This window comes from Nostoc sp. ChiSLP03a (assembly GCF_034531215.2).
Taxonomy (GTDB): Bacteria; Cyanobacteriota; Cyanobacteriia; order Cyanobacteriales; family Nostocaceae; genus Nostoc.
Genome location: NZ_JAVRBQ020000054.1, coordinates 1 through 22,665, shown reverse-complemented (window position 1 = coordinate 22,665; position 22,665 = coordinate 1). Strand labels below are relative to the sequence as shown.

Here is a 22,665-nt window from a genome sequence, read left to right as displayed (position 1 = left end):
GTCGCTCATGGGGGAAACCCCCAAGACCGCGCTGGCTCCCCTTATAAAGGGGGGAACCAGAAAAACATATCAAAGTCCCCCAATTTATCGGGGGATTTAGGGGGATCTAGATATGTGTAACTTCACATTAAATTGGTATTACAAGCAAACTATGTTTATCGAAGACCAACGGATTGTTTCTCAAACGTTCCCAGAATTAATCCTGACAGCTCAGCAGGTATTTTCACCTTAAGGTTGTTTGGTTCCTTTGCGTAAAATCAAAAAAATACTGGTTGCGTTCGTCGTTCGCGTTAGCGTCTCCGAAGGAGAAGACGTTACCGTTGGCGTTCGCGAAGCGTCTCCGTCAGGAGAAGCCTCTCGTTCGCGTTAGCGTCTCTGAAAGAGAAGAGAAGGTATCACCTAAATCTTGCAATATCAACTTGGTAGAGCAATCTAACTTTTATTGAGCGATTACCTGATCTGCTTCTAGCTCAGATCCAAAAGTCTCTTGGTGTGTTTCGATAAAATATTCCAGGATTTCATTAATCTCTTCAGGCTCAATCTCAAAAAAGCGGAAAATACCGCAGCCATAAGGGAAAAGAGAAACTACAAGGACGGTGAGTGCCTTTTGACTCTGAAGGCGCGCATACAGCGTACTCTCAGGAGGAATTGCTCTGTAGAGTACGGAAACACCCATAAGCAAACTCATCTGAATAATTTTAACGCTTCAGACTGTATCACTCTCAAATTGCCAGTGCCAACGTAAGTTTTGTGAAATGCAATCGATTCTACTCGGTCAAAAATCACTACTTTTACGGTATTCAGCCAGCGATGAACAAGACACACTTACGTGAGAAAGTGGGAACACGGAGAGGAAAAATGCCTTCTAGAGTATTATCGATGTTTATACTTAGCAAAAATTCTTTTAGAAAAACCTTATATTAAGTTGTGTAAATGTTACACTAAAACCTATCCAATGATGGATGTCTTTATTAAAATTTAAACTGTGTCAAGTTATGAACAAGATCGTAATATTACACTACCGATCCCCAGGAATTTGCGATTAACTTGACGTAGTAATAAATTAGGTTCTGACTTAAGTGGCTAATCAGGTATTACATTATATCGCAGTCAGAACGCGATTTTTCCGGGAAAGTTCGTTGCCACGTTGTATATATTCATCAAAAAGATGAATAGCCTCAATAACACAGAGGGTTAACCATGAAGGTATTCGACAATACCACAAAAAAGATTTTTCTGGCTAGCTGGGTATCAATCAATCAAGCAGAGACTACTGAGCATAAAGCAACCCAGCTAAACCATTCTGTTTCCAAGCCTTACTGGGATATTCTCCAACCCTTACGGCAGCGAGTAGAAAACATTCAAGTCCGCGATCGCCAACTAGCTCACCGTTTGTGCAAACTGATTCCATCTCAATGCCCCTTTGAGCGCGATGTCAAATTATTAGGGAAGACCTTGTTTCACATCCCGCCGATGTGCAAGCTCAACCCCTTATATGAAGAAGTAGTTGGTTTACGTTTCCGAGCGTTATGCTATCTAGCCGACGAGTGTGGCGAAGATGTATCGCAGTACTGCTAATACTGAGATATGAACGCTGAGGAAAAAGTTAGGAGTCAGGAGTAAAAGGTCGGGGATCAATAATATAACTCCTAACTCTTAACTCCTAACCATTTTTTATTATTTTTTTAGTATTTCTTTTGCCATTTTTGAATGGCATCCTGAGCATCTTCGTAAGCGCCTGTCTCCTCTGGCACTAAAGCTGCGGTGGCAATTGCGGCGTTACGTTCTCCTTCGGCGGCGCGACGCTTGGCCAGGTCTAAAATTTTCTCACTCCAATTATCGATCGATTTTTGGGCAGCATCGAAGCCTGGTTGTCCGGGTGGTACTTTCTTGGCAACTTCGATCGCCCGATTGTAGGTAGATGCCTGTTCGGGCTTAATTAAGGCATTAGCTGCATCTAAAAGAGTTTTGTTACTCACATACTGCTTACCCTCTAAGCGCCACAGGTTAATTGCTGCTTGTGCCTTCGCATAGGGGGCTTCATCTTTGGTAATTAATCGAGCCGCAGCAATAGCGCTGGCATACTGTCTTTGTTTAACACGACCCTCTGCTAAATCTAAAATCATCTGGCTCCAAATCTTAATATTCTCCTGAGCTTGTTCGTACAGTGGTTCACCGGGTTTAATTTTTCGGGCTGTAGCGATCGCCATGCTCAAATCGCTCGCCTGAGTTTGTCTGAGCGACATTTTCGCCAGGTCTAATACTGCTTGATTTCGCTTTTTTGACTGGGAACTAGAGGCTATTTGAGCGCTAGATTGGTTATTAGGTCTAACTGGTGGAGTGCGATCGCTAACAGTAGCATTGGGTAATGCAGTTGATATTTGCTTAATTCTAAAAGTTTCTTGATTACGCAGAAAAACTACGGCGATTAAACCTGCTACCAGCAAGCTGCCTCCGCCCCACAAGATAAACTGTTTCCAAAAAGGGATGCTTGGCTGATTTGCTGGCAATCGCGAGACATAACCTTTTGAGGAATTGGGGATAAATCTTCCTTTTGTATTCACTCCCAAGGAAGTTTCCGGCATTGGCTGGGCAACTAATCTGCTACCTGACTCTTGGACTTTTTGACCTTTCGCCTGTTGGGAAGAGTTCACACTAGCTTCTCCCCGTCTGCCTTGAGTTGCTGAAGTTTTAGAGGAATCGTCAAGGGGAGGGGCTGCAAGGGCAACAGCAAAAGATTCTTCCGGATAAATTCTCGGTTCTGGTTGAAAATCACTTTCCATTGCCAATTTTGGCAAGATTACTTGCTGCCTTGATGGAATGATCGTGGCAGGGTTTTGGATAGGACGCCAGTGGTGATGACATAACTTTGGCACGATCAAGCTGAGGTAGCTTTCTAAATCTGCCAAGTTGCTGCCATTACCAGAACGTAAAGCTTCTAATAAAGCTGCTGTAAAAAATCCGTGACCTAGTTCGCTACTCTCATGAGAAAATTGCTCTGGTTGGCAAGAAAGAATTGTCGCCAGTTGTAGTTCTTGAGCTAGTTCTATTGTTTCTTCACCAACAGGAGCATCCGCTTGAGTGCCAAAGGCGCGGTTGATATCGAGTAGTAGCAATACATTTAAGTCAGCAAGTTGCAAACTTTGCATTAGCGATCGCAATTCTATGCCGGTTTCTTGCACGAGTTCGGGGTTGCCCTCTGCTGGCATTAAGTAATCTTTGCCCTTGTAATTGACTCCATAACCGCTAAAAAATAACCACAGATAATCTTCCGGTTGCCAACTTGTTGCTGCCAAATCTTCAAGCAGCAGCAAAATATTTTCCTTCGTCGGGTAAGTCGATCTATCTGCAATCGGCGGCGAAGTATCTGTCATCACTAGACAGTGCTTGGGGAGAAAACCTGCCTCTTTTGCCAAAAAATCTTCTAGTGCCTCAGCATCTGCTTGGGCACAACTTAAAGGTTGAAATAACTGATATTGATTGATACCAATCGCGATCGCCCAGTAATTTGCCATCCCGCTCTTTGTCAGTTATTGTTGTTTGCTGGTCTTAAAATTGCGGTTGGCTTTGCCAAAAAAACAAAGCTAACCTATGTCTTATAGTCTAGGTGATTCCGATCGAATCTTAAGTTAGAATGTAATTTTTATTACGTTAATTAGCCGGAAAAATACCTTTACCTAATTTCAATAACAGATTATTACTAAGGAGATAGAAGGTCATGAGCAAAATTTCTGCTCACCTACCATCATCGCTCGCTCCCTTTTCAGTTATTAGCCAAATTGCCAGAAGAATCCGGATAATTCCTTTAGTAATTTTGCTCATATCTACTGTTCCTGCGTGGTTTTTGATGGAAGCGATCGCACCGCAGCTTGTGCGAGCTTACACCGCTAGAGTCGATCTAGCTATTGACCGCTTGCCAGAAGAAAACTATGAAACCGTTCTCAGGAGAGCGGAAGCGGTCGCTAGAGCAGCTGCTCAAAGGAGCTTCGACCAAGATATCTTGGTGACAGATGTTTCCATCATTGTGTCCGTACAAAATTATGGAGCGATCGCACCAGTCCTGACATTAGATGTCAGTCGTCCTCAATGGCGATCGCGTCCTGATGCTCAAAATTGGGCAACTTACTTCAAAACTGCGCGATCTCTACTTTTCTTTGAAAATAACTCTAATCAAGTTCCAGCAGCTAGCGCTGTGTCAACGCCAAAATGACGGGTTGAGCTAGAAGTCCGAGCCAAAGCTTTCTTGGCTCGGAACCTTGGGGGATTTAAAGAAAGTTATTCTTGCTGTTCCCGTGTCCTGGCGTCAGTCTTAACCCAACTTATTTATTCCTGACTCAACTGTTGTCTTTGGCGTCAGTGGATGGCCTAGAATAAGAAGGTTGTCAAGAATCGCGATATCTGCTGACATGGCTGTTCCTAAGAAGAAAACTTCCAAATCAAAACGAGATAAACGTCGAGCTACCTGGAGGCATAAAGCCGTCGTTGAAGCTCAGAAAGCCCTATCTCTAGGCAAATCAATTTTGACTGGACGTTCTACATTTGTTTATCCAGCTGCTGAAGAAGAGGAAGAAGAATCATAACAATTCAAAATTCAAAATTCAAAATGAAAGACATTTTCAGACGCGGGTTTAAACCCCGACTGAAACTCACAAGCTCATTAGATTGAAAAAATTGGTAGTGAGTAATTGGAAATATCCATTACCCATTACCTATCATTCAAGAGTTCATATAAAGTAAAACATTTGCTGCTGTTAGCAACTCAGCAAAAAAGCTTGTAAACATCTTGAGAAAACTTATTTTTCTCTAACTATGCTAGGAAAATTTTTTCAGAAACCAGGTAAAGAAGAAAGCGATCGCGTCCCTCCTGGTCAACACTTAGCTAAAGGTTTTCCCGTATTAACTTACGGTGAAACTCCCCAAGTCAGCACTGAAGAATGGGAGTTTCGAGTTTGGGGTTTAGCAAAATCTGCTACCTTTAGTTGGTCAGATTTTATGGCGCTACCTCAACACGAATTCACAGCTGACTTTCACTGTGTAACGCGCTGGTCTAAACTTGATGTCAAATGGACTGGCATTAAAGTTACAGATTTCATGAATCTGATTGAATTAGACCCGAAAGTAGCCCACATTATGGAACACTGCTATGGCGGCTACACTACGAATATTTCTGTAGAAGATTTCCTGCGCGAAGAAAACTTCTTTGCTTTTAAAGTCTTTGGTGAAGACCTTCCATCTGAACACGGTGGGCCGATGCGGCTAGTTGTACCCCACCTGTACGCTTGGAAAAGTGCTAAGTGGATTAATGGTTTGGAATTTTTAGCTGCTGAAGAACTTGGTTTTTGGGAGCGCAATGGCTATCATCGCCGTGGCGAACCTTGGGCTGAGGAGCGTTACAGCAACGCTTTTAGCTTTTAATAATTAATAGTTAAAAGTAGAGACGCGATTAATCGCGTCTGTACAGGAGTTATGAGTTAGGAGTTAAAAATTCATAATTTATAACTCCTAACTCATAACTTTTTTTAACCCAGAAGTTTCTTGATTAGCGGCAATTTGCCCTGATATGGAGCATATCGCCATTTTAAATCCAGCCAGAAGGAGTTTTGCAATACACTTTTCTTATGGGAAAAGGTGTCAAAACTAGCTTTACCGTGATAGTTGCCGATACCGCTATCTCCCACTCCACCAAATGGTAAAGACGAGACACCAACCTGCATAACTGTGTCGTTAATACAGACTCCACCAGAGGAAGTTTCTTGCAAAACTCGCTTTTGCAAGTTTTTATCTTGAGAAAATAAGTATAACGCCAAGGGTTTGGGTCTAGAGTTAATCAAAGCGATCGCTTCTGCAATGTCAGTATATTCAATGATGGGTAAAATGGGCCCAAAGATTTCTTCCTGCATTACAGAATCTTCTAATGAGACATGATCAATCAGTGTTGGGGCAATATAACGCTCTGAAGGTTGATTTTCTCCACCAATGACAACTTCACCATCTTTAAGAAAACTAACCAATCTCTCAAAGTGTTTTTGACTGATAATCCGGGCATAATCAGGACTGCTTGCTGGATTCTCGCCATAAAATTCTTTTAAAGATTTTTCCAGACCATTTATTAAATCTTTTTTGATTGTTTTATTAACTAAAAGATAGTCGGGAGCGATACAAGTTTGTCCAGCATTAATGAATTTGCCCCAAGTAATTCGTCTGACAGTGTGTTCCAGATTAATGTCAGTATCTACAATACAAGGACTTTTGCCACCCAATTCTAAAGTCACTGGTGTGAGATATTTTGCTGCTGCTGCCATGATGATTTTGCCGACGGCTGTACCACCAGTAAAAAAGATATGGTCAAACTTTTCTGCAAGTAGTTTTTGACTTGCTTCCACACCTCCTTCAACCACTGCAAGATAAGCAGGGTCAAAATGTTTGGCAATAATCTTAGCAATGACATCAGACGTATGAGAAGCAATTTCTGAAGGTTTGATAATTGCACAATTACCAGCTGCGATCGCACCTATTAACGGTGAGATAATTAACTGAAATGGATAGTTCCAAGGGCCGATGATTAAGACAACCCCTAATGGTTCTGGATAAATTCTGGCTGAGTATGAAAAAAAATCCCAGGAAACCGCTGCTTTTTGGGGTTTAGTCCAGTTTTGAAGATGTTTGATGGCGTAATCAATATCCTTAATTACACTGATTTCTGTAAGGTAAGTTTCTACTTCTGGTTTATGTAAATCCGCTTGTAATGCCTCGACTATTGACTGTTCATGCTCAATGATTGCTTGCTTCAGATTTTTCAGTTGTTCAATGCGAAAATTTACATCTTTAGTTTTGCCCGTTTGAAAAAAATCTCGCTGAGTCTGGAAAATATTGCCAATATTAGATAATTCAGTGGTAATCATTGTTTTTTCCTCTCAAAAACTATTTAATCTTAATACTATTATTTCAGCATCTTTAATTATTCAATTTTTAGCATTTGATTTTTAAGTGAGTTTTTTACTTTAAATTATCGTTAGATGGTAGTAAGGTTATAAATCATGAATGCCAGGGTAAAAAACTCTATAATTCATAATTTATAATTACTAGTTTTTTCATGCTTTGGTTGGTATAAGTACACTAAATATACTACCTTTGCCCAACTCGGAATTAAGCAGAATAATACCTTGATGTGCCTCGACAATTCGACGAGAAAGATACAATCCTAAGCCACTACCAGAACTTTTATGACTGCCTTGGCGAAATCGTTCAAATATAGTGGCTTGTTCTTCAGGGGGAATACCTGGGCCAGTATCCGCTATCTCAATTCTAATGTAGTTAACGGAATTGGATGTTTCAGAGAACTGAGATTGATTACTTTTGTTGAACTGGCGTTGAAAAGTAAGACGAATAGTAACTGACCCGGAATCAGTAAACTTGATCGCATTTCCGATAAGATTGGTAAATAAACGATGCAGTTCCAAGCGATCGCCCATCACTGTATTTGTGATTGATTCTTCAGTAACGTCCAAATTTAGGGAGAGTTTTTTATCTTGAGCTAAGGGTGCTAATTCTCCAGTCACTTCATCTAGCAGTTGTCTGAGATTAACTGGTTGAAACGCCAAACTTTTGCGACCCGCTTCAAAACGATAAACTTCCAATAAGGTATTCACCATAGAAAGCAGGTTGATATTGCTACGGGCCATGATGGCGATTACTTCCTGCATTTGCGTTGATAATGTTCCCAACGCGCCTTGCTGAAATAGCATCAACATGCGATCGGCAGCTACTAAGGGAGTGCGTAAGTCGTGGGTGAGGCGGGAGACAAAATCTTCTCGCTGACGGGCAATTTCATCACGTTCATCCATACTATGCTTTAAGCGCAAGAGCGATCGCACTCGTGCCAGCAATTCGTCTACTGTTACAGGTTTGCGGATAAAATCATCAGCACCCAAGTCTAATCCGTGGGCGACGTTGGGCGCATCGTGGGCAGTGATCAGCAATATAGGGATGTATTGCGGCAATTTCATCTCTCCACGAATGTGCTTAGTGACTTCGTACCCGTCCATACCTGGCATCATCAGATCCAGCAGAACCAAGTCACAAGGAGAAGCTTTCAATTCTGCCAAAGCTGAAATACCATTTTCGGCGGTGCTAATGGTGTAACCTTCTTCCTCCAAAATAGTTTTGATCAAAAACACGTTATCAGGAGAGTCATCAACAACTAGAATTTTGTCAGAGCGAAAAGATTGTGAAGTCATATAGATGAAAGGTACGAGATAAAAGTAAATTTTTAGGGAAACAGCTTTATTGGTATAGTTTTTCTATATAACGCTCAAATATACTTTCTACAAAAAAATTATTTACCTAGAAGTTTATATAAATCCATTTCAAAAACTACTTTACTTACCTTTTTAACAGATAGCCACAAGCTAATTGAATTATGGCTCGTAAACTTCTAGAACTGAATACAGAGGATGGCGGCAAGATTTTGGTAGCAGTTGAGTTACCAGATGGCTCAGTAGGTCGTGTATCACCACCTACAGGTGATTTACCTATAGAAAAAGTAGAGGCAAGCTTCGATGCCGTTAAGGATTTGATTGTTCGCGGGTGTCGCCCAATTACAAAAGCATTTCGTACCTTACAGCAAGAATCGCAACCTGTGAGCGGAGAAGTTGAGTTTGGGTTGAATTTTACCGCCAAAGGCTCAGTTTATGTAGTCGAATCTAGTGGACAGGCATCACTGAAGGTGAAAATAACTTGGAAACTGACACAAGAAGAAAACAAGTAACAAATTGTCATGAGTTGGGATTTAGTTAGAGCTTGTACCGTTGCGATCGCTAGTTCAGAAGGTAATATCCAAGGTACGGGCTTTTTTATCTCAACCCAAGGACATTTACTCACCTGCGCTCATGTGGTTGAGTCAGCAGGAGGTTGGGAAGAAGTGCGAGTCAATGGGAAAGCGGTTGAATTGGTTTATTTGGGAAATAACACCTGCGATGATTTTGCCATATTGCGATTACCTGGTTATCAAGGTGCTTCAGTTCCCTTAGCTTTTAATTTTCAGCCGATGGATCGATTTCTGTCTATTGGCTATGGGCGAACGGATTTTCCCCAAGGTGCTTCGATTGATGGCACGATCACCGATATGAATCCCCAGTCTGAATTTAGCAACTTACCAATGTTGCGGTTGCGAGTCAAGGCGAATTCGCAACAAGTGCAAGGGGGTTATAGCGGTTCGCCTGTATTTGATGCGGAAACTCAACGAGTTATTGGCATAATTGCCGCTTATGACAATACAGAAGGCGCATTGGCTCTGCCTCTGGTTACGGTGCGACAAAAATGGTCAAATTTGTCGATATTTCTGGATATTAATCAGAATGTACCACCATTGCCACCAAATAGCGAAAGCGCCAGAGTTTTTATTAGCTATCGCAGTCAAGATCCAGACTTGAGCCTTGCTCAACATTTTTGTGAAGCAATCAAAGCTGCTGGACATGAAGCATTTATGGCAGGTGAGAGCATTCGCTTAGGGGAAAACTGGCCCCAACGGATCGATAGAGAACTTGAACGGTGTGATTATTTTCTGCTGCTGTTATCTTCGCAATCAGCAACTAGTGAGATGGTAACAGAAGAAGTAAGAAGGGCAAAGCAGTTACAGGATTTGCGTCCTGAGCATAAACCAATAATTTTGCCCATTCGTGTCAATTTTCCTTTAAGTTCACCACTCAATTATGATTTGCGAGGTTATTTAAGTCAGATTCAGCTGCGAGAGTGGAAATCGCCTGCTGATACTCTGAGGATTTTGCAAGAAATTTTATCATTGTTGACCGAAGATGGTGGAGGCAGCGCAAATCTTGCCGCTACAGAGGAATTACCAGCTGTAGCACCTGCTTGGGAAACTCAGAAAAGTCCGCCTCTACCAGTTGCAGAACCAGAATTGCCAGAAGGACAAGTAGATTTAGCTTCGGAATTTTATATTGAGCGTCCCCCCATCGAATCTCGCTGCTATGAGGCAATTTTGAAGCCAGGATCTTTGATTCGGATTAAAGCGCCCCGACAGATGGGTAAAACCTCACTTATGGCGCGGATTCTTTATCAAGCGTCACAACAAGATTATCTAACCGTGCCTTTGAGCTTTCAATTGGCAGATGGAAAAGTTTTTGCAGATTTGGATAAGTTCCTTCAGTGGTTTTGTGCCAGTGTTGGACGGAGGTTGAGGCTACCCAACAAGTTAGCAGATTACTGGGATGTGATTTTTGGCAGTAAGGACAATTGCACCGCTTATTTCGAGGAATATCTTTTGCCAGAAATCAAGCAACCCCTAGCATTGGGATTGGATGAAGTCGATCGTATATTTCAATATCCCGAAATTGCCGCAGACTTTTTTGGGCTGTTACGCGCTTGGCATGAAGATGCTAAAAACCGGGATATTTGGAAAAAACTGCGGTTGGTAGTAGTGCATTCCACAGAAGTTTATATTCCAATGAATATAAATCAATCGCCGTTTAATGTAGGCTTGCCGATTGAATTACCAGAGTTTAACGCCCAACAGGTTCTTGATTTGGCACGAAGGCATGGACTCAATTGGAGTTTTACCCAAGTTGAACAACTAATGGCAATGGTGGGAGGACATCCCTATCTTGTACGAGTGGCACTTTATCACATTGCCAAGCAGGATACTACGCTCAATCTGCTTTTGCAAACAGCCCCCACTGAAGCTGGCCCTTATAGCGACCACTTACGTCGGCATTTGTGGAATTTAGAACAGCGTCCAGAATTAGCTACTGCTATTAAAAAGGTAGTTGCCAATACTAGCCCAGTTCGGTTGGATTCGATACAATGCTTTAAATTACTCAGCATGGGCTTATTGCAACAGCAAGGAAATGATGTAACGCCACGTTGTGATTTGTATCGTCAATATTTCCGCGATCGCCTGAGAGTTAGCTGATGAACATAGAACAAAACCCAGCTTATGAATATCAAGTCGGTGGCAGTCTGCCAGCTGATGCTCCTAGTTATGTAGTGCGACAAGCAGATACAGATTTGTATGAAGCGTTGAAGACTAGAGAATTTTGTTATGTTCTAAATTCACGGCAGATGGGCAAGTCTAGTTTGCGAGTGCAAACAATGCAACGACTGCAAAATGAAGACATTGCCTGTGCGGTGATCGACTTGACGAAGATTGGTAGCCAGTACCTGACGCCAAATCAGTGGTATGCAGGTGTAGTGCGTATTTTAGTGAGTAGTTTTGAGCTTTCAGGAAAGTTTAATTTACGGAATTGGTGGCGCGATCACGATCATCTTTCTCCAGTACATAGGCTGAGTGAGTTTATTGAGGAAGTTTTGCTGGTTGAAGTTTCTCAACCCATTGTGATTTTTATAGATGAAATCGATAGCGTTCTCAGTCTGAACTTTTCGACTGACGACTTTTTTGCGTTAATTCGAGATTGCTATAACCAACGTGCTGACAAACCACAATATAGGCGTCTTACCTTCACGCTGTTGGGAGTGGCCACTCCCTCCGACTTGATTCAAGATAAAAACCGCACACCATTTAATATTGGTAGAGCAATTGAACTCAACGGTTTCCAATTGAATGAAGCCGAATCATTAGCCCAAGGATTAGTGGGAAAAGTTAGCAATCCTCAAGCAGTGCTAAGAGAGGTTTTGGTTTGGACGGGTGGACAACCATTTCTTACTCAAAAGCTTTGTCAACTCATCTTTACTGAAATTGAAGCAGCAGGGGTTGGGGAATTGGTGCAATCGCGCATCATCGAAAATTGGGAATCACAAGACGAACCGGAGCATTTAAGGACGATACGTGATCGTATTCTCAGGGATGAGCAACACGCGGGACGGCGACTGGGCCTATATCAGCAAATTTTACAACAAAGAGAAGTTGCCGATGATAACAGTCCCGAACAAATGGAACTACGGTTGTCAGGGTTGGTAGTTAAGCAGCAGGGAAAGTTAAGAATTTATAGCCGCATTTACGAATCTGTTTTTAATCAAATCTGGGTTGATAAAGCATTAGCTCATCTGCGTCCCTATGCAGAAACATTATCAGCATGGTTAGTTTCCAATTGCCAGGATGAATCGCGTCTGTTACGGGGGCAAGCATTGCGGGATGCCCAGATATGGGCAGGAAGCAAAAGTTTGGGCGATCACGATTATCAATTTTTAACTGCTAGCCAGCAGTTAGATAGGCAAGAAGTGCAAATTGCATTGGATGCGGAAAAGCAAGCAAAGCAGATTTTAGCTGAGGCACAACGAAAAGCAGAATCAGCTCTACAGCAAGAGAAAAAGGCGAATCAAAGGTTAACTGAAACGCAAAAAAAGACTAGGCAGACGATTCGTGTAGGGTTTGCTGGACTGGCTCTTATCTCATTTGTGGCAATAACGGTAGGATTAAAGGCAGATAAGTCCAGTAAAGCTCTTGAGGAATCAAATAAGGCTTTGAAACAAGTACAGTATGAGCAGAAGAAGCTAGAAAATAAACAGCAACAATCACAAAAAGACCTTCAACATACACAGAAAGCTCTTAAAGAAGCAGGGACTGTACAGACAAATCTTAAAAAATATAATCAATATATACAGGATCAACTTCAAACTATAAGTACAAAAGAGGCTGCTGCAAACTCAAAACTTAAAGACAAGCAAAAATATTTTGACTATATGCAGGTTCGTCTAAAAAATCTCAATGTAGATTTTCACAAAAAAACAACAGAATTAACACAAGTAGTTAAGCAATTTGAAGCCGTTATTAATCAAAAAAGAGTTTTGCAAAAAGGGATATTTAAGGAGCAGAAAAAACTAAAAGCCCTTAGCAATACAGCGGGAAAATTATTGAGCAAAATAACATCTGGTGAAGATCAAGAGGAAGATAATTCCGATGACAGCTTTAAAAGGATATTTAAGCAGCCATCAAATAGAAATCGCCCAATTTACCTAGTTATAGTCAATAGTGATAGGTCTTCAGTTCTAGAACAAGTCACAAAGGTAGAATCAGCAGCCTTTTTATGGTTTAACCAAATACAAAGGCTAATCTTTGCTGGAAGCTTTGATAAGAAAATTGAGGCTGAACAGAGGGTCAATAAATTAAAAGTTTTAGGTATCAATGCTAAGATTATTTCTATTAAAACTATTAGTGATTATATAAATAATGATTATATAGATATAATACAAACTAATAGTTACACTTCTAATCTTTCCAAAAATTTTCTAAGAAAAGGAGATGAAGGTGAAAATGTCAGGGTTTTGCAAGAACGGTTAAGAGTTGCAGGCTTTTATTACGGGAACGCCACAGGGATATTTGGCCCAATTACCGAAGAAGCTGTCAAGCGCTTCCAAGATGCTTATAAATTAAGCGTTGATGGAATTGCGAACCGAGCAACATTAGATAAATTGCCGGGAGTTGGCATCGGTGATGGAGAAGAGGCTCCCAAAAAGGTAGTCAATCGAGATAAACTTCGTGTAGGCGACCGCGGTGAGCCAGTTAGACTACTTCAAGAACAATTAATGCAGGCAGGATATTTAGAGAGAGAGCCAAATGGTTACTATGGTTCCTATACTGCCGATGCTGTAAGGAGATTCCAAGCAGCTAATTTCTTAGCAGCAAGTGGCGTTGCTGGCCCAACTACTAGAGCTAAGTTATATAGCTCAGTTAATACTGCTAGCAAAAGCGAATTTAATACCCTAGAAATCCAAACGCGACTACGGGAGCGGGGTTTTTATAAAGGTAAATTGAACGGTATTATGGGAGATGATACTAAGCGAGCGATTAAACAAGCTCAGGAATTTTATGGTATTAGTCTTCGAGATATAAAAAGCGAAAGATTTTAACTTCAATTGAGAAACAAAGGTTATTGAGGTAGCTGCGATCGCAGTTTCACCAGAAAGTAGGCGATTCGCTCATTCTCTAGAAGCGAGATTATCTAAAACTTGCTGAAATTCTGCTGTGGAAGGAATTGTGATCGCACTTTTGAAAAGCATTTTTAGCACAGATGGTTCTTCTATCCCATTGATAACTTCGATAATAGAGTTTGGCACTTCTCCAAATCGCGTTTCTAGGACTGTAATGATGCTTTCTCTAGCATTTTCGACAATTCCTTCTTCTTTTGCTAGCCTTTCAATACTAGTTACGTACCGCATTCTATCTGCCTCCTCGTAACTTCTTACTTCTGTTTTAAAATTAAGTGCCAACTGTTTTGGCAAAACCATTATCCAGTCGATAAACCGAAATAATTACCGAATATCTTCCCGGCTATATCCCCGTTCATACAGCCGTCTGACTAGGCTTAGTTTCCACTGTAGCCGATTTTCTTTCTTTTCGTTGCGTTGCTTTGGTCTTAAGATGTGCCATCACAATTACACCAAAGGGGTTGGTTGTTTGCTCTAGGGTTTCCCACCCTTGCTCATAGTCCAACAGTTTCGCCACAGGAAACTCTAAGCTGACGCGACATCCGCCCAGTTGATAGCTGTAGCTGGAAGGTCGCCAATTCGCTTGTTCATCTGCTAAAACTGCTAAACTAATGACTCGCTTTTTGTGGCGGTCAAATAAGCGGTAATTATATGTGTACATCCGTTCGGCAAATTGGCTGTCATATTGCCCTTGGACTTCCACATGAACCAATACCCAAGCTTCCTCTCCATCCAGTAGCCAAACTTTTGCAACTTTATCGACCAAACGCCGCCCAATTTCTGCATCCGGTTCTAGCTGTTGCAGTTCTGTGTCCAGAAATTCATAAGGTCGCGTCCAGTCGATTTCGCCATAAGCTTGGGTGAAAAAGAATTTCAGAAAGCGGGGAAAATATAGCTCGATGACTTCTTTCCAAGGACTATCGTAATCAGTAAGTTGCTCGGTCATGAATTAAAACAAAAAGTACCTCTGTGCCATTGGTAAAACTGTCGCAGGTTCACAAATCAGCAACTCACCATCTGCTCTAACTTGGTATGTTTCTGGATCTACTTCAATGTGGGGTAGTGCATCATTCAGCTTCATATCCCGCTTACTCAATTGCCGTGTTCCAGAAACTGCAATTGCTGCCTTTTGTAAACCTAGCTGGCTGGGAATTTCTTTCTCTAAAGCTGCTTCGGAAACAAAAGTTAATGATGTGGCATGACGCGCACCTGCAAAACTACCAAACATCGGTCGCATATACACTGGTTGCGGTGTAGGAATACTGGCGTTAGCATCGCCCATTTGCGACCATGCAATCATTCCGCCTTTAATCACTACCTCTGGTTTCATGCCAAAAAAGGCAGGACGCCACAAACATAAATCTGCTAATTTTCCCTTTTCCACTGAACCCACATATTCAGCAATTCCATGAGCGATCGCAGGATTTATAGTATATTTAGCAACATATCTTTTTGCCCTAAAGTTATCTGCTTTTTGCTCTGTTCCTTGTGGATTAAGAGTTCCCCGTTGCACCTTCATTTTGTGAGATGTCTGCCAGGTGCGAATTATCACTTCGCCCACTCTTCCCATCGCCTGGGAGTCAGAAGAAATCATGCTAAATGCGCCTAAGTCGTGCAAAATGTCCTCCGCAGCAATGGTTTCCCGACGGATGCGAGATTCGGCAAAAGCGACATCTTCGGCGATCGCAGGATCGAGATGATGGCATACCATCAACATATCTAGGTGTTCGTCTAAAGTGTTGAGGGTGTAAGGACGTGTCGGATTGGTAGAAGATGGCAGAACGTTGCCTTGGCTGCAAACTTTGATAATATCTGGTGCGTGTCCGCCACCTGCACCTTCAGTATGGTAGGTGTGGATGGTACGATTCTTGAACGCAGCGATCGTATCTTCGACAAATCCGGCTTCGTTCAGGGTATCAGTATGAATCGCTACTTGCACATCATATTCATCGGCAACGCTGAGGCAAGTATCAATTGCTGCGGGTGTGGTTCCCCAGTCTTCATGAAGTTTTAACCCCATTGCACCGGCGGCTACTTGTTCTACAAGTCCTTGGGGTTGACTGGCGTTACCTTTGCCCAAAAATCCTAAGTTGACGGGAAAAGCATCAGCAGCTTGCAACATTCGGTAAATATTCCAAGGGCCGGGGGTGCAGGTAGTGGCATTTGTACCTGTAGCTGGGCCAGTACCGCCGCCGATCATGGTGGTAATCCCGGAAGCGATCGCCACTTCAATTTGTTGAGGACAAATAAAATGAATATGGGCATCAATACCGCCAGCAGTGAGAATCATTCCTTCACCAGCTAAAGCTTCGGTTCCGGGGCCGATAATAATATCTACATTATTTTGAATATAAGGATTTCCGGCTTTACCAATTTTGAAAATCTTGCCATCTTTAATGCCGATATCTGCTTTGACAATACCCCACCAATCGAGAATTAAGGCATTAGTAATTACTAAATCTACAGCACCATCAGCGTTAGAAATGGGGGATTGTCCCATCCCATCACGGATGACTTTACCGCCGCCAAATTTAACTTCATCGCCGTAGGTGGTGAAATCTTGTTCAACTTCAATAAATAATTCTGTGTCTGCAAGTCGGATGCGATCGCCTACTGTCGGACCATAGGTTTCGGCATAGGCGCGGCGATCCATTCTGTAAGGCATAATACATTCCTTGAAACTGAGGTTAGAATCGAGTTTAAACGCAAAGGGGAGGCAGCGTGTTGCGGGGGTTACCCCCGTTGTAGCGACTGCCGTCGCGCAAAAGCTTCGTCAGAAGCAGAAAAGCAGCATAATCAAGCCTTAGCAAAACTGCGGGTGCGAGTTTAACATACGATTCGCCGCTTCAAAATTTTTCGCATTTTCTCAGGACGTGATCGCAACCTTAGAAAGCGGTTTGGCTTATGCATAAATCTAATTACTGGGTTGTTAAACTACGAACTGGCACATGCTTATTAATTCGTGCAGGAGGTCTATTGTAGTATTATGGTATTCTGCAAATCAAAACTACGGGGAATACGATATGAGCAAGTATAAAATTACTGTTACCCGCACAGGACATGATTACAAAGAAACTCGCGGCTGGCTTAGCACTACCAAAACAGGTACTTTTGCAGAAATGATCGTAGAAGCAAACGATCCAGAAGTCGCAAAATCTATTGCTAGTGAAATACTTGGCAATCGTGTAGCTTCTTTAGAAGCTCAAAAACTTTAATTACTATTTGTATATTTATTTAATATAAAGGCACTGAGAATCTCTCTGTGTCTTTTTTTTAGATGTAAAATTTTATAATAAAAGTGAACATGAGAACCAACTAGAAATCATGCAGATTCTACGATTTCTTGGCGTTATTGGCGACTTGGCGGTTCGAGAAATTAAGCATTTTGGCTATTTTTGTATGATTCTTAGCAACTTGTATAGAGGAATAAAGAAGGTATCAAACGTGTCGCCAAACTCTAACTTTGCCTACCTTTGCGTTTACCTCAGCGTCCCTCTGCGTTAAAAAATAAATATACCGTAAATTGAGTGATGTTTGGCTTAGACACAATGACCCTAGCAGATATAATTCCCATAGTTCGCAAGCTTTCTCCATCAGACAAACTCAAGCTAATTCGCATCCTTGCCGAAGATTTAGATACAGTTGAAGATATTTCTCCCTTAGAACCCTTCAAAACCTATGATTTACCTACTCCTTATAATAGCTTTGGGGCTGGTGCAGTTCTAATGGAAGCGATGCAACAAAAGGATTCCAGTGATTAAGCTGTATGCGGTTCAATTATTCGACCACAAGTTCCACCCAAAACGAATTTGATAGCTTACCTAGAATCCCCTTAGTTTTAATTCGAGAAAATCACAGGATAGCAACAGATGGCTTAGTTGATAGCGGTGCTACTGTCAATGTTATGCCCTATGAGCTAGGACTTCAGTTGGGTGGGGTTTGGAATGAGCGTCAAGCTATCATTCAATTGGCAGGAAATCTTAGTAATCAACCTGCGATACCTTTTTTCGCAAGGGCTGAAATTAATGATTTTACACCAGTAGAATTAGTATTCGCGTGGGTGGGCAGTGCTCATGCTCCCTTAATTCTTGGACAAACCAATTTTTTCCTGAAATTTGATATTTGTTTCTACCGTTCCAAATTGGAGTTTGAAATTAAACCTATTCAGTAAGTTTTTTAAACGCAAAGGGACGCTGAGGGAAGCGCAGAGGTACGCGGAGGTTTTTAGAGGTTTCCGTTTATTTTGGCGTTGAAGCCGTAGACTTGGCGAGTACCAAGGAGGGGGATTAGAGTTATTTCTTTTTCGTCGCCTGGTTCAAAGCGGACTGCGGTTCCGGCGGGGATATCGAGGCGCATTCCTTTGGCTTGTTCTCTGTCAAAATTTAAGGCGGTGTTGACTTCATAAAAGTGATAATGGGAACCGATTTGTATGGGGCGATCGCCTGTATTTGAAACTTGTAATTTTATCGTTGGACGACCAACATTTAGTTCAATTTCACCTTTTGGTGTGATAATTTCCCCAGGAATCATAATAAATTCAAATCTTGAAAATTAACGAATTGGATTATGTACTGTCACTAACTTTGTACCATCAGGAAAAGTTGCTTCAACTTGCACTTCATGCACCATTTCAGGTATCCCTTCCATGACATCATCTCGCGTTAAGAGAGTTGTACCATAACTCATCAATTCAGCTACAGTTTGCCCATCCCTTGCACCTTCTAAAATGGCAGCAGAAATATAAGCGATCGCTTCGGGATAATTCAGTTTTAAACCCCTTCCTTTCCGTCTCTCTGCTAATAAAGCAGCAGTAAAAATTAATAGCTTATCTTTTTCCTGCGGCGTAAGTTGCATTCTTATCTCCTCTGTGTTCTCTGCGCCTCTGCGGTTTGTTCAAACCTGCCACACTCTTGGTATACAATTACCACGATTCAAAAAAGAAACTCGTAGCAATTGCCAAACATTAATAAACCAGTTTCTCACCTCAGATGTAGAAGAACCGCGATATCGACACAATAATCCATGTTGTAATCGGCTAACACCCGCTTCTCCTCTTGCATCCCATAAATTTCGCGTTTTTTCGACAATTTCTGCTGAAACTGCACCACCAACCCAAACTAGACTACCTACTATTGGTTTTCCAGCCAAACCGTGGGGACTGTGAAAAATTTCTTCGCTACCCCGTAACCATTGCCGATCAATCCATAAGGGAACATCTCGCTGCCAAATTTCCGTGTGCGATCGCCATTCCCCTTGCAAGAATTTTTCTCCTCTAGCACTGCGACCAAACCGGGTAATTTCCCAGCCTAAAAAGCTAGCCCCGGTTGCTAATTCTACCCGTAAATCTTGCCGATAAATCGCATCATTAAATAAAATTGTCTCTTGTGGCAACCATTCTAAACAAGCACCAGCATCAACTTGCATTTGGATGATTTGTCTAGCTTGTAAGCCATTGCTGCGATATATCTTGCTTGCAGCAGCTGTAGTGATTAAAGCTTGGGTTTGGGGTTGGAGGTGGATGTTAGAGGATAAGCGATCGCCTCCCACCATTCCCCCAGCCGTGTGTAAAATGACGCTATGACAAACTCTTTCCCCTTCTGGATAAAATGGGCGCTGTACCTTCAAGGGCGCTTGTTGGTGACTGTAAATTAATTTGGTTGTGTTGTGGCGATCGGCATAGACTAAATTAAGTTTGCCATGCCAACCTTCTGCTACTTGCGGATTGCAGGTCATTTATAAATTCAAGATTAAAGTTCAGATATTTTATATTTATTTAATGCATTTTCTGCTACTTTACTTGCAATTTATCATTGTTTTTCGCCAAGGTGTACGCTAGTGCGATAGACCATATAGATAAAACCACTTTCATCACGAAAGCACTGATATAATTCTTGAAACTTATCAATAAGATGTTCGTATACCGGGCCTTCACGCGGCAAATAAGAAACACTCATTGCTCGCCCAATAAGTCCAGTTAAATCTAACTGTTGTCTATAAGTAAAATTATATTCACGGATGTTAATAAAATAGGGAGTTACTAACAGTGGCTCTACCGATTGCATTCGAGATTCTGCTGGATGATTATTAGATGCTTCGCGGACTATTCGGCTATATTCTGTAGTTAAAGCATCTTCTTTATCGCGATTATTCCACACCACAGCCAAGCGTGCTGATGGTTTTAAAATGCGGTGAAATTCCAATAAAGTTGCTTCGGGGTTGAACCAGTGGAAAGCTTGAAAGCAAGTAACTAAATCAACTGAATTATCAGGTAGTTGGGTAAATTCTGCTGTTCCATCACGAAACTCTATCAAAGGATGTGCTTGGGCAGCTTCTCGCATCGCCGCATTTGGTTCTATGGCTATGACATTAATTCCGCGTTCAGCTAACAATCTTGAAGCAATTCCTGTACCTGCACCAATATCTGCTGCTACAAGTTGTGAACTTTCACCTAATCCTTCCAAGATAATATCAATTGCATCTGCGGGGTAGCTAGGTCGATATTTTACATAATCCTCTGCTCTGTCAGAAAATCGGTTAAGTGGGTTTAAGGTATGTAAGGGGGTTGTTTCAGGATTAATTTGGCTCATGGGTTTTGATGTAAAAGTAAAAATGAACCTGTTAGCTGGGCGTATTTTCAGGGAAGCATAGAACTGTAGCTCATGAAATGCGTCAATCTACCAGAAATTATGACAGCCAAAGTGATAAGCATTTGCAACCTTAAGGGTGGAGTTGGCAAAACTACCATCGTCATGGCATTAGCGGAATATTTAGCAGGCGATACCATGTACAAAAAGCGTGTACTTGCTATTGACCTTGATCCTCAAAGTAATTTGACTAGTGCTTTAATGTCAGAAGAGGTTTGGGAAAAAGAATTTGAAAGTAAAAAATTGACCTTGCCTTATTTATTTAAAGATCCTGAATATTTTTTAGAAAATATTAAAAACGAAAATTTTATAGTTAAACACAATGTTTCAAATGTTAGAAATAGAAATTCTTTCGCCCACTTACATCTGATACCTAGCAGCCCAAGGCTATTTGAAATCCAGGAAGAATTGCCATCAGGTTATTATTCTTTTAACTTTAAACCTGTTGAGCTTATTCGTACAATACTCAAACCCTTATTAAATAATTATGATTATATTTTAATAGACTGCGCTCCAAATATTAATACAGTAGTTAAAAGTGCATTTTTAGCTAGTAATGCTTGTATAATCCCTTGTGTCCCAAACCGAATGTCCATTCATGGATTAGATTTATTACTTGAACACATTGAAAAGTTTAATAGAGATTATGTACATAACTTAAAAGCAGTTGGGACATTAATTTCTCGTTACAACCGAACTATAGCCCAAAGCGAAAATCTAAACTCTATTATTGTTAACCCTTTCTATCCACCAGTTTTTGAAACCAAAATTTTAGAAAGAGCAAGAATTGCAGAAGGGTTAGAATTGAATAATTATTTGACATATAAACAAAAATATGATGATTCTCATGAATTTATGGTGAAATTAACTAAAGAATTTATTCAGAGAGTAGGTAGATAATGGAAGGAACAAAAATTGCAGATTTATTAAGAGCAATCGCAGAAGTTATAGAATCAGATCCAAAACTTGCTAAGGCTGTAGAAAAATGTCTAACTAACAGTTTAAACGCTCAAAAAAGTAAAAATTCATCCGACGCAACACCAAAGCAGTCAGAGGCTAGTAAAACTCTCGAAAATGGCGATTTTATCCTAACTGAATGTCGGCAAATTTTACGCGAACAGGGTGAAGAACAACTGAGATTTTACTTAACTGAGCTAGGAGAACAGGTTAGAGAATTATTGAAATATGGTCAACTTGACCCGAAACGCTCTATGCGCCGCCGGAAGGATTTGAATAGTATTGTTGAGCATATTATTCAAAAATTGCAAGCTCAAGATAAAAGCGGAAAACTACTTGCAGCCTCAATTTCTAAAATATGATGCAGCTTTATTAATTCCTCTATTGCTGCTCTAACCAAGTTACTAAATCAGCAATTTCAGAAAAATCTAACAACGCCTCTCCCAAATTTTCTAATTGTTCAGCAGATAAATTCCGAACCTGCTCAATTAAAGATCCATCAATATCACCAAAACGGCGTTTAAGTAGACGACTAATCAATTTAAACGCTTCTTTTTGAACAATATCTTGATAAATTACAGACTCTTTCATAATATCCTCCTGCAAAAATTGCCGAACCAAATCCTTTTCAAACCGCAAACCCGCCAGAATTTCTACACAACCCGCGATATTTTGTCGCTCTTCCCTATCTGGAATTGTAGCGACTTGTTCAGCTACTTGTACTAGTAAAGTTTGCGGTGAGTCAGTTCGCGTCAAACTTGCTAAAGGTAACAGCGCCGGATTAACTAAGAACAGTGTTGAATCTTGCTCCCAAAGACGAACAACCTGATATTGGTGAATCGTTGTGTTGTCCCGATATTCTTCAGTAAAAGCCATTTCGTTAGTAGTTTCCTGCAAAAAGATTAGCACTTGCACTACAGGACAACGGTATTGGCGCTTCAACCTCACAGAATAATCGAGCATTCGGAAATTAAGCGCCGGATTAGATTTCGCTAAAGTTTGAAATTCAATATGCAAAATTTGGTTATACCAATTTTTTATAAAGCTGCATAGAATTCGATCCCCCCTAGCCCCCCTTATAAAGGGGGGAACCAGAAAAACATATCAAAGTCCCCCAATTTATCGGGGGATTTAGGGGGATCTAGATATGTGTAACTTCACATTA

At 41.2% G+C, this 22,665-nt stretch carries 21 protein-coding genes and 2 pseudogenes; 12 read left to right on the top strand and 11 right to left on the bottom strand.

Going from position 1 to position 22,665, the window contains the following annotated elements; genetic code table 11:
• Positions 1-439 precede the first annotated feature (439 nt).
• Complete coding sequence (locus RMY32_RS09335) at positions 440-676, bottom strand: hypothetical protein (protein ID WP_322709706.1); 237 nt, start codon at positions 674-676, stop codon at positions 440-442.
• Between the two features lie 524 nt (positions 677-1,200).
• Between RMY32_RS09335 and RMY32_RS09330 the strand changes: the two genes are divergently transcribed.
• Entirely contained in the window at positions 1,201-1,578 is a 378-nt protein-coding gene (locus RMY32_RS09330; protein ID WP_322696604.1) for a Mo-dependent nitrogenase C-terminal domain-containing protein, read from the top strand.
• A gap of 107 nt (positions 1,579-1,685) precedes the next feature.
• Here RMY32_RS09330 and RMY32_RS09325 read toward each other — a convergent pair whose 3' ends face one another.
• Complete coding sequence (locus tag RMY32_RS09325) at positions 1,686-3,515, bottom strand: caspase domain-containing protein (RefSeq protein ID WP_322709705.1); 1,830 nt, start codon at positions 3,513-3,515, stop codon at positions 1,686-1,688.
• A gap of 203 nt (positions 3,516-3,718) precedes the next feature.
• Here RMY32_RS09325 and RMY32_RS09320 point away from each other — a divergent pair, with 203 nt between their 5' ends.
• The 3 genes from RMY32_RS09320 to RMY32_RS09310 all read left to right on the top strand — a co-directional run bounded on the left by RMY32_RS09320 (position 3,719) and on the right by RMY32_RS09310 (position 5,415).
• Positions 3,719-4,210 carry a hypothetical protein gene (locus RMY32_RS09320; protein WP_322677428.1) on the top strand — a complete coding sequence of 164 codons (492 nt, stop codon included), beginning with the start codon at positions 3,719-3,721 and terminating at the stop codon, positions 4,208-4,210.
• 196 nt (positions 4,211-4,406) lie between these two features.
• A complete protein-coding gene (gene rpmF / locus RMY32_RS09315) occupies positions 4,407-4,580 on the top strand; it encodes a 50S ribosomal protein L32 (RefSeq protein ID WP_094328804.1) in 174 nt (57 codons plus the stop codon).
• 229 nt (positions 4,581-4,809) lie between these two features.
• Entirely contained in the window at positions 4,810-5,415 is a 606-nt protein-coding gene (locus tag RMY32_RS09310; RefSeq protein WP_322709703.1) for a sulfite oxidase-like oxidoreductase, read from the top strand.
• A 104-nt stretch (positions 5,416-5,519) separates the two neighbouring features.
• Here the strand turns inward: RMY32_RS09310 and RMY32_RS09305 are convergent, their stop codons facing one another.
• A complete protein-coding gene (locus RMY32_RS09305) occupies positions 5,520-6,902 on the bottom strand; it encodes an aldehyde dehydrogenase (RefSeq protein WP_322709702.1) in 1,383 nt (460 codons plus the stop codon).
• A 189-nt stretch (positions 6,903-7,091) separates the two neighbouring features.
• Positions 7,092-8,237, bottom strand: coding sequence for a hybrid sensor histidine kinase/response regulator (locus tag RMY32_RS09300; RefSeq protein ID WP_322709701.1), 1,146 nt, complete (start codon positions 8,235-8,237; stop codon positions 7,092-7,094).
• 182 nt (positions 8,238-8,419) lie between these two features.
• On the opposite strand from RMY32_RS09300, the gene RMY32_RS09295 reads away from it, so the two are divergent.
• The 3 genes from RMY32_RS09295 to RMY32_RS09285 are packed head-to-tail and all read left to right on the top strand — an operon-like array spanning position 8,420 to position 13,821.
• Positions 8,420-8,767, top strand: a complete 348-nt coding sequence (locus tag RMY32_RS09295; protein WP_322669684.1) for a CU044_2847 family protein — start codon at positions 8,420-8,422, stop codon at positions 8,765-8,767.
• A gap of 9 nt (positions 8,768-8,776) precedes the next feature.
• Entirely contained in the window at positions 8,777-10,927 is a 2,151-nt protein-coding gene (locus tag RMY32_RS09290; protein WP_322709700.1) for an AAA-like domain-containing protein, read from the top strand.
• A complete protein-coding gene (locus RMY32_RS09285) occupies positions 10,927-13,821 on the top strand; it encodes a peptidoglycan-binding protein (protein ID WP_322709699.1) in 2,895 nt (964 codons plus the stop codon). The genes RMY32_RS09290 and RMY32_RS09285 overlap by 1 nt, the downstream gene beginning before the upstream one ends.
• 69 nt (positions 13,822-13,890) lie before the next feature.
• On the opposite strand, the pseudogene RMY32_RS09280 reads toward RMY32_RS09285, so the two are convergent.
• Both RMY32_RS09280 and ureC read right to left on the bottom strand, forming a co-directional pair.
• Positions 13,891-14,845 (bottom strand): annotated as a pseudogene (locus RMY32_RS09280) (transposase).
• A gap of 3 nt (positions 14,846-14,848) precedes the next feature.
• On the bottom strand, positions 14,849-16,564 hold the full coding sequence (gene ureC / locus RMY32_RS09275) for an urease subunit alpha (RefSeq protein ID WP_322709698.1): 1,716 nt from the start codon (positions 16,562-16,564) through the stop codon (positions 14,849-14,851).
• Positions 16,565-16,922: 358 nt separating this feature from the next.
• Here ureC and RMY32_RS09270 point away from each other — a divergent pair, with 358 nt between their 5' ends.
• The 3 genes from RMY32_RS09270 (at position 16,923) to RMY32_RS09260 (ending at position 18,070) form a co-directional block, all read left to right on the top strand.
• Positions 16,923-17,114: a hypothetical protein gene (locus RMY32_RS09270; RefSeq protein WP_322709696.1), complete on the top strand. Its 192-nt coding sequence runs from the start codon at positions 16,923-16,925 to the stop codon at positions 17,112-17,114.
• A 315-nt stretch (positions 17,115-17,429) separates the two neighbouring features.
• Positions 17,430-17,660: a hypothetical protein gene (locus RMY32_RS09265; protein ID WP_409882595.1), complete on the top strand. Its 231-nt coding sequence runs from the start codon at positions 17,430-17,432 to the stop codon at positions 17,658-17,660.
• A gap of 5 nt (positions 17,661-17,665) precedes the next feature.
• On the top strand, positions 17,666-18,070 hold the full coding sequence (locus RMY32_RS09260) for a hypothetical protein (protein ID WP_322709694.1): 405 nt from the start codon (positions 17,666-17,668) through the stop codon (positions 18,068-18,070).
• A gap of 53 nt (positions 18,071-18,123) precedes the next feature.
• Here the strand turns inward: RMY32_RS09260 and RMY32_RS09255 are convergent, their stop codons facing one another.
• From RMY32_RS09255 to RMY32_RS09240, 4 genes are all read right to left on the bottom strand, one after another.
• A complete protein-coding gene (locus RMY32_RS09255) occupies positions 18,124-18,429 on the bottom strand; it encodes an urease subunit beta (RefSeq protein ID WP_322709693.1) in 306 nt (101 codons plus the stop codon).
• A 21-nt stretch (positions 18,430-18,450) separates the two neighbouring features.
• Positions 18,451-18,753: an urease subunit gamma gene (gene ureA / locus RMY32_RS09250; protein ID WP_190736634.1), complete on the bottom strand. Its 303-nt coding sequence runs from the start codon at positions 18,751-18,753 to the stop codon at positions 18,451-18,453.
• Positions 18,754-18,792: 39 nt separating this feature from the next.
• Complete coding sequence (locus tag RMY32_RS09245) at positions 18,793-19,632, bottom strand: urease accessory protein UreD (RefSeq protein WP_322709691.1); 840 nt, start codon at positions 19,630-19,632, stop codon at positions 18,793-18,795.
• Positions 19,633-19,706: 74 nt separating this feature from the next.
• Complete coding sequence (locus RMY32_RS09240; RefSeq protein WP_322709690.1) at positions 19,707-20,486, bottom strand: class I SAM-dependent methyltransferase; 780 nt, start codon at positions 20,484-20,486, stop codon at positions 19,707-19,709.
• Between the two features lie 99 nt (positions 20,487-20,585).
• Here RMY32_RS09240 and RMY32_RS09235 point away from each other — a divergent pair, with 99 nt between their 5' ends.
• Positions 20,586-21,443, top strand: coding sequence for a ParA family protein (locus tag RMY32_RS09235; RefSeq protein WP_322709689.1), 858 nt, complete (start codon positions 20,586-20,588; stop codon positions 21,441-21,443).
• Positions 21,443-21,862: a hypothetical protein gene (locus tag RMY32_RS09230; protein WP_322709688.1), complete on the top strand. Its 420-nt coding sequence runs from the start codon at positions 21,443-21,445 to the stop codon at positions 21,860-21,862. Before RMY32_RS09235 ends, RMY32_RS09230 begins: the two co-directional genes overlap by 1 nt.
• 19 nt (positions 21,863-21,881) lie before the next feature.
• Here RMY32_RS09230 and RMY32_RS09225 read toward each other — a convergent pair.
• Positions 21,882-22,526 (bottom strand): annotated as a pseudogene (locus tag RMY32_RS09225) (Rpn family recombination-promoting nuclease/putative transposase); the annotation flags it as partial.
• Positions 22,527-22,665: the final 139 nt, after the last annotated feature.

What these genes read in the sequence shown, in the direction of transcription:
- RMY32_RS09335 (WP_322709706.1), bottom strand. Translation starts at nt 676, where the DNA reads ATGGGTGTTTCCGTACTCTACAGAGCAATTCCTCCTGAGAGTACGCTG.
- RMY32_RS09330 (WP_322696604.1), top strand. Translation starts at nt 1,201, where the DNA reads ATGAAGGTATTCGACAATACCACAAAAAAGATTTTTCTGGCTAGCTGG.
- RMY32_RS09325 (WP_322709705.1), bottom strand. Translation starts at nt 3,515, where the DNA reads ATGGCAAATTACTGGGCGATCGCGATTGGTATCAATCAATATCAGTTA.
- RMY32_RS09320 (WP_322677428.1), top strand. Translation starts at nt 3,719, where the DNA reads ATGAGCAAAATTTCTGCTCACCTACCATCATCGCTCGCTCCCTTTTCA.
- rpmF (WP_094328804.1), top strand. Translation starts at nt 4,407, where the DNA reads ATGGCTGTTCCTAAGAAGAAAACTTCCAAATCAAAACGAGATAAACGT.
- RMY32_RS09310 (WP_322709703.1), top strand. Translation starts at nt 4,810, where the DNA reads ATGCTAGGAAAATTTTTTCAGAAACCAGGTAAAGAAGAAAGCGATCGC.
- RMY32_RS09305 (WP_322709702.1), bottom strand. Translation starts at nt 6,902, where the DNA reads ATGATTACCACTGAATTATCTAATATTGGCAATATTTTCCAGACTCAG.
- RMY32_RS09300 (WP_322709701.1), bottom strand. Translation starts at nt 8,237, where the DNA reads ATGACTTCACAATCTTTTCGCTCTGACAAAATTCTAGTTGTTGATGAC.
- RMY32_RS09295 (WP_322669684.1), top strand. Translation starts at nt 8,420, where the DNA reads ATGGCTCGTAAACTTCTAGAACTGAATACAGAGGATGGCGGCAAGATT.
- RMY32_RS09290 (WP_322709700.1), top strand. Translation starts at nt 8,777, where the DNA reads ATGAGTTGGGATTTAGTTAGAGCTTGTACCGTTGCGATCGCTAGTTCA.
- RMY32_RS09285 (WP_322709699.1), top strand. Translation starts at nt 10,927, where the DNA reads ATGAACATAGAACAAAACCCAGCTTATGAATATCAAGTCGGTGGCAGT.
- ureC (WP_322709698.1), bottom strand. Translation starts at nt 16,564, where the DNA reads ATGCCTTACAGAATGGATCGCCGCGCCTATGCCGAAACCTATGGTCCG.
- RMY32_RS09270 (WP_322709696.1), top strand. Translation starts at nt 16,923, where the DNA reads ATGAGCAAGTATAAAATTACTGTTACCCGCACAGGACATGATTACAAA.
- RMY32_RS09265 (WP_409882595.1), top strand. Translation starts at nt 17,430, where the DNA reads ATGTTTGGCTTAGACACAATGACCCTAGCAGATATAATTCCCATAGTT.
- RMY32_RS09260 (WP_322709694.1), top strand. Translation starts at nt 17,666, where the DNA reads ATGCGGTTCAATTATTCGACCACAAGTTCCACCCAAAACGAATTTGAT.
- RMY32_RS09255 (WP_322709693.1), bottom strand. Translation starts at nt 18,429, where the DNA reads ATGATTCCTGGGGAAATTATCACACCAAAAGGTGAAATTGAACTAAAT.
- ureA (WP_190736634.1), bottom strand. Translation starts at nt 18,753, where the DNA reads ATGCAACTTACGCCGCAGGAAAAAGATAAGCTATTAATTTTTACTGCT.
- RMY32_RS09245 (WP_322709691.1), bottom strand. Translation starts at nt 19,632, where the DNA reads ATGACCTGCAATCCGCAAGTAGCAGAAGGTTGGCATGGCAAACTTAAT.
- RMY32_RS09240 (WP_322709690.1), bottom strand. Translation starts at nt 20,486, where the DNA reads ATGAGCCAAATTAATCCTGAAACAACCCCCTTACATACCTTAAACCCA.
- RMY32_RS09235 (WP_322709689.1), top strand. Translation starts at nt 20,586, where the DNA reads ATGACAGCCAAAGTGATAAGCATTTGCAACCTTAAGGGTGGAGTTGGC.
- RMY32_RS09230 (WP_322709688.1), top strand. Translation starts at nt 21,443, where the DNA reads ATGGAAGGAACAAAAATTGCAGATTTATTAAGAGCAATCGCAGAAGTT.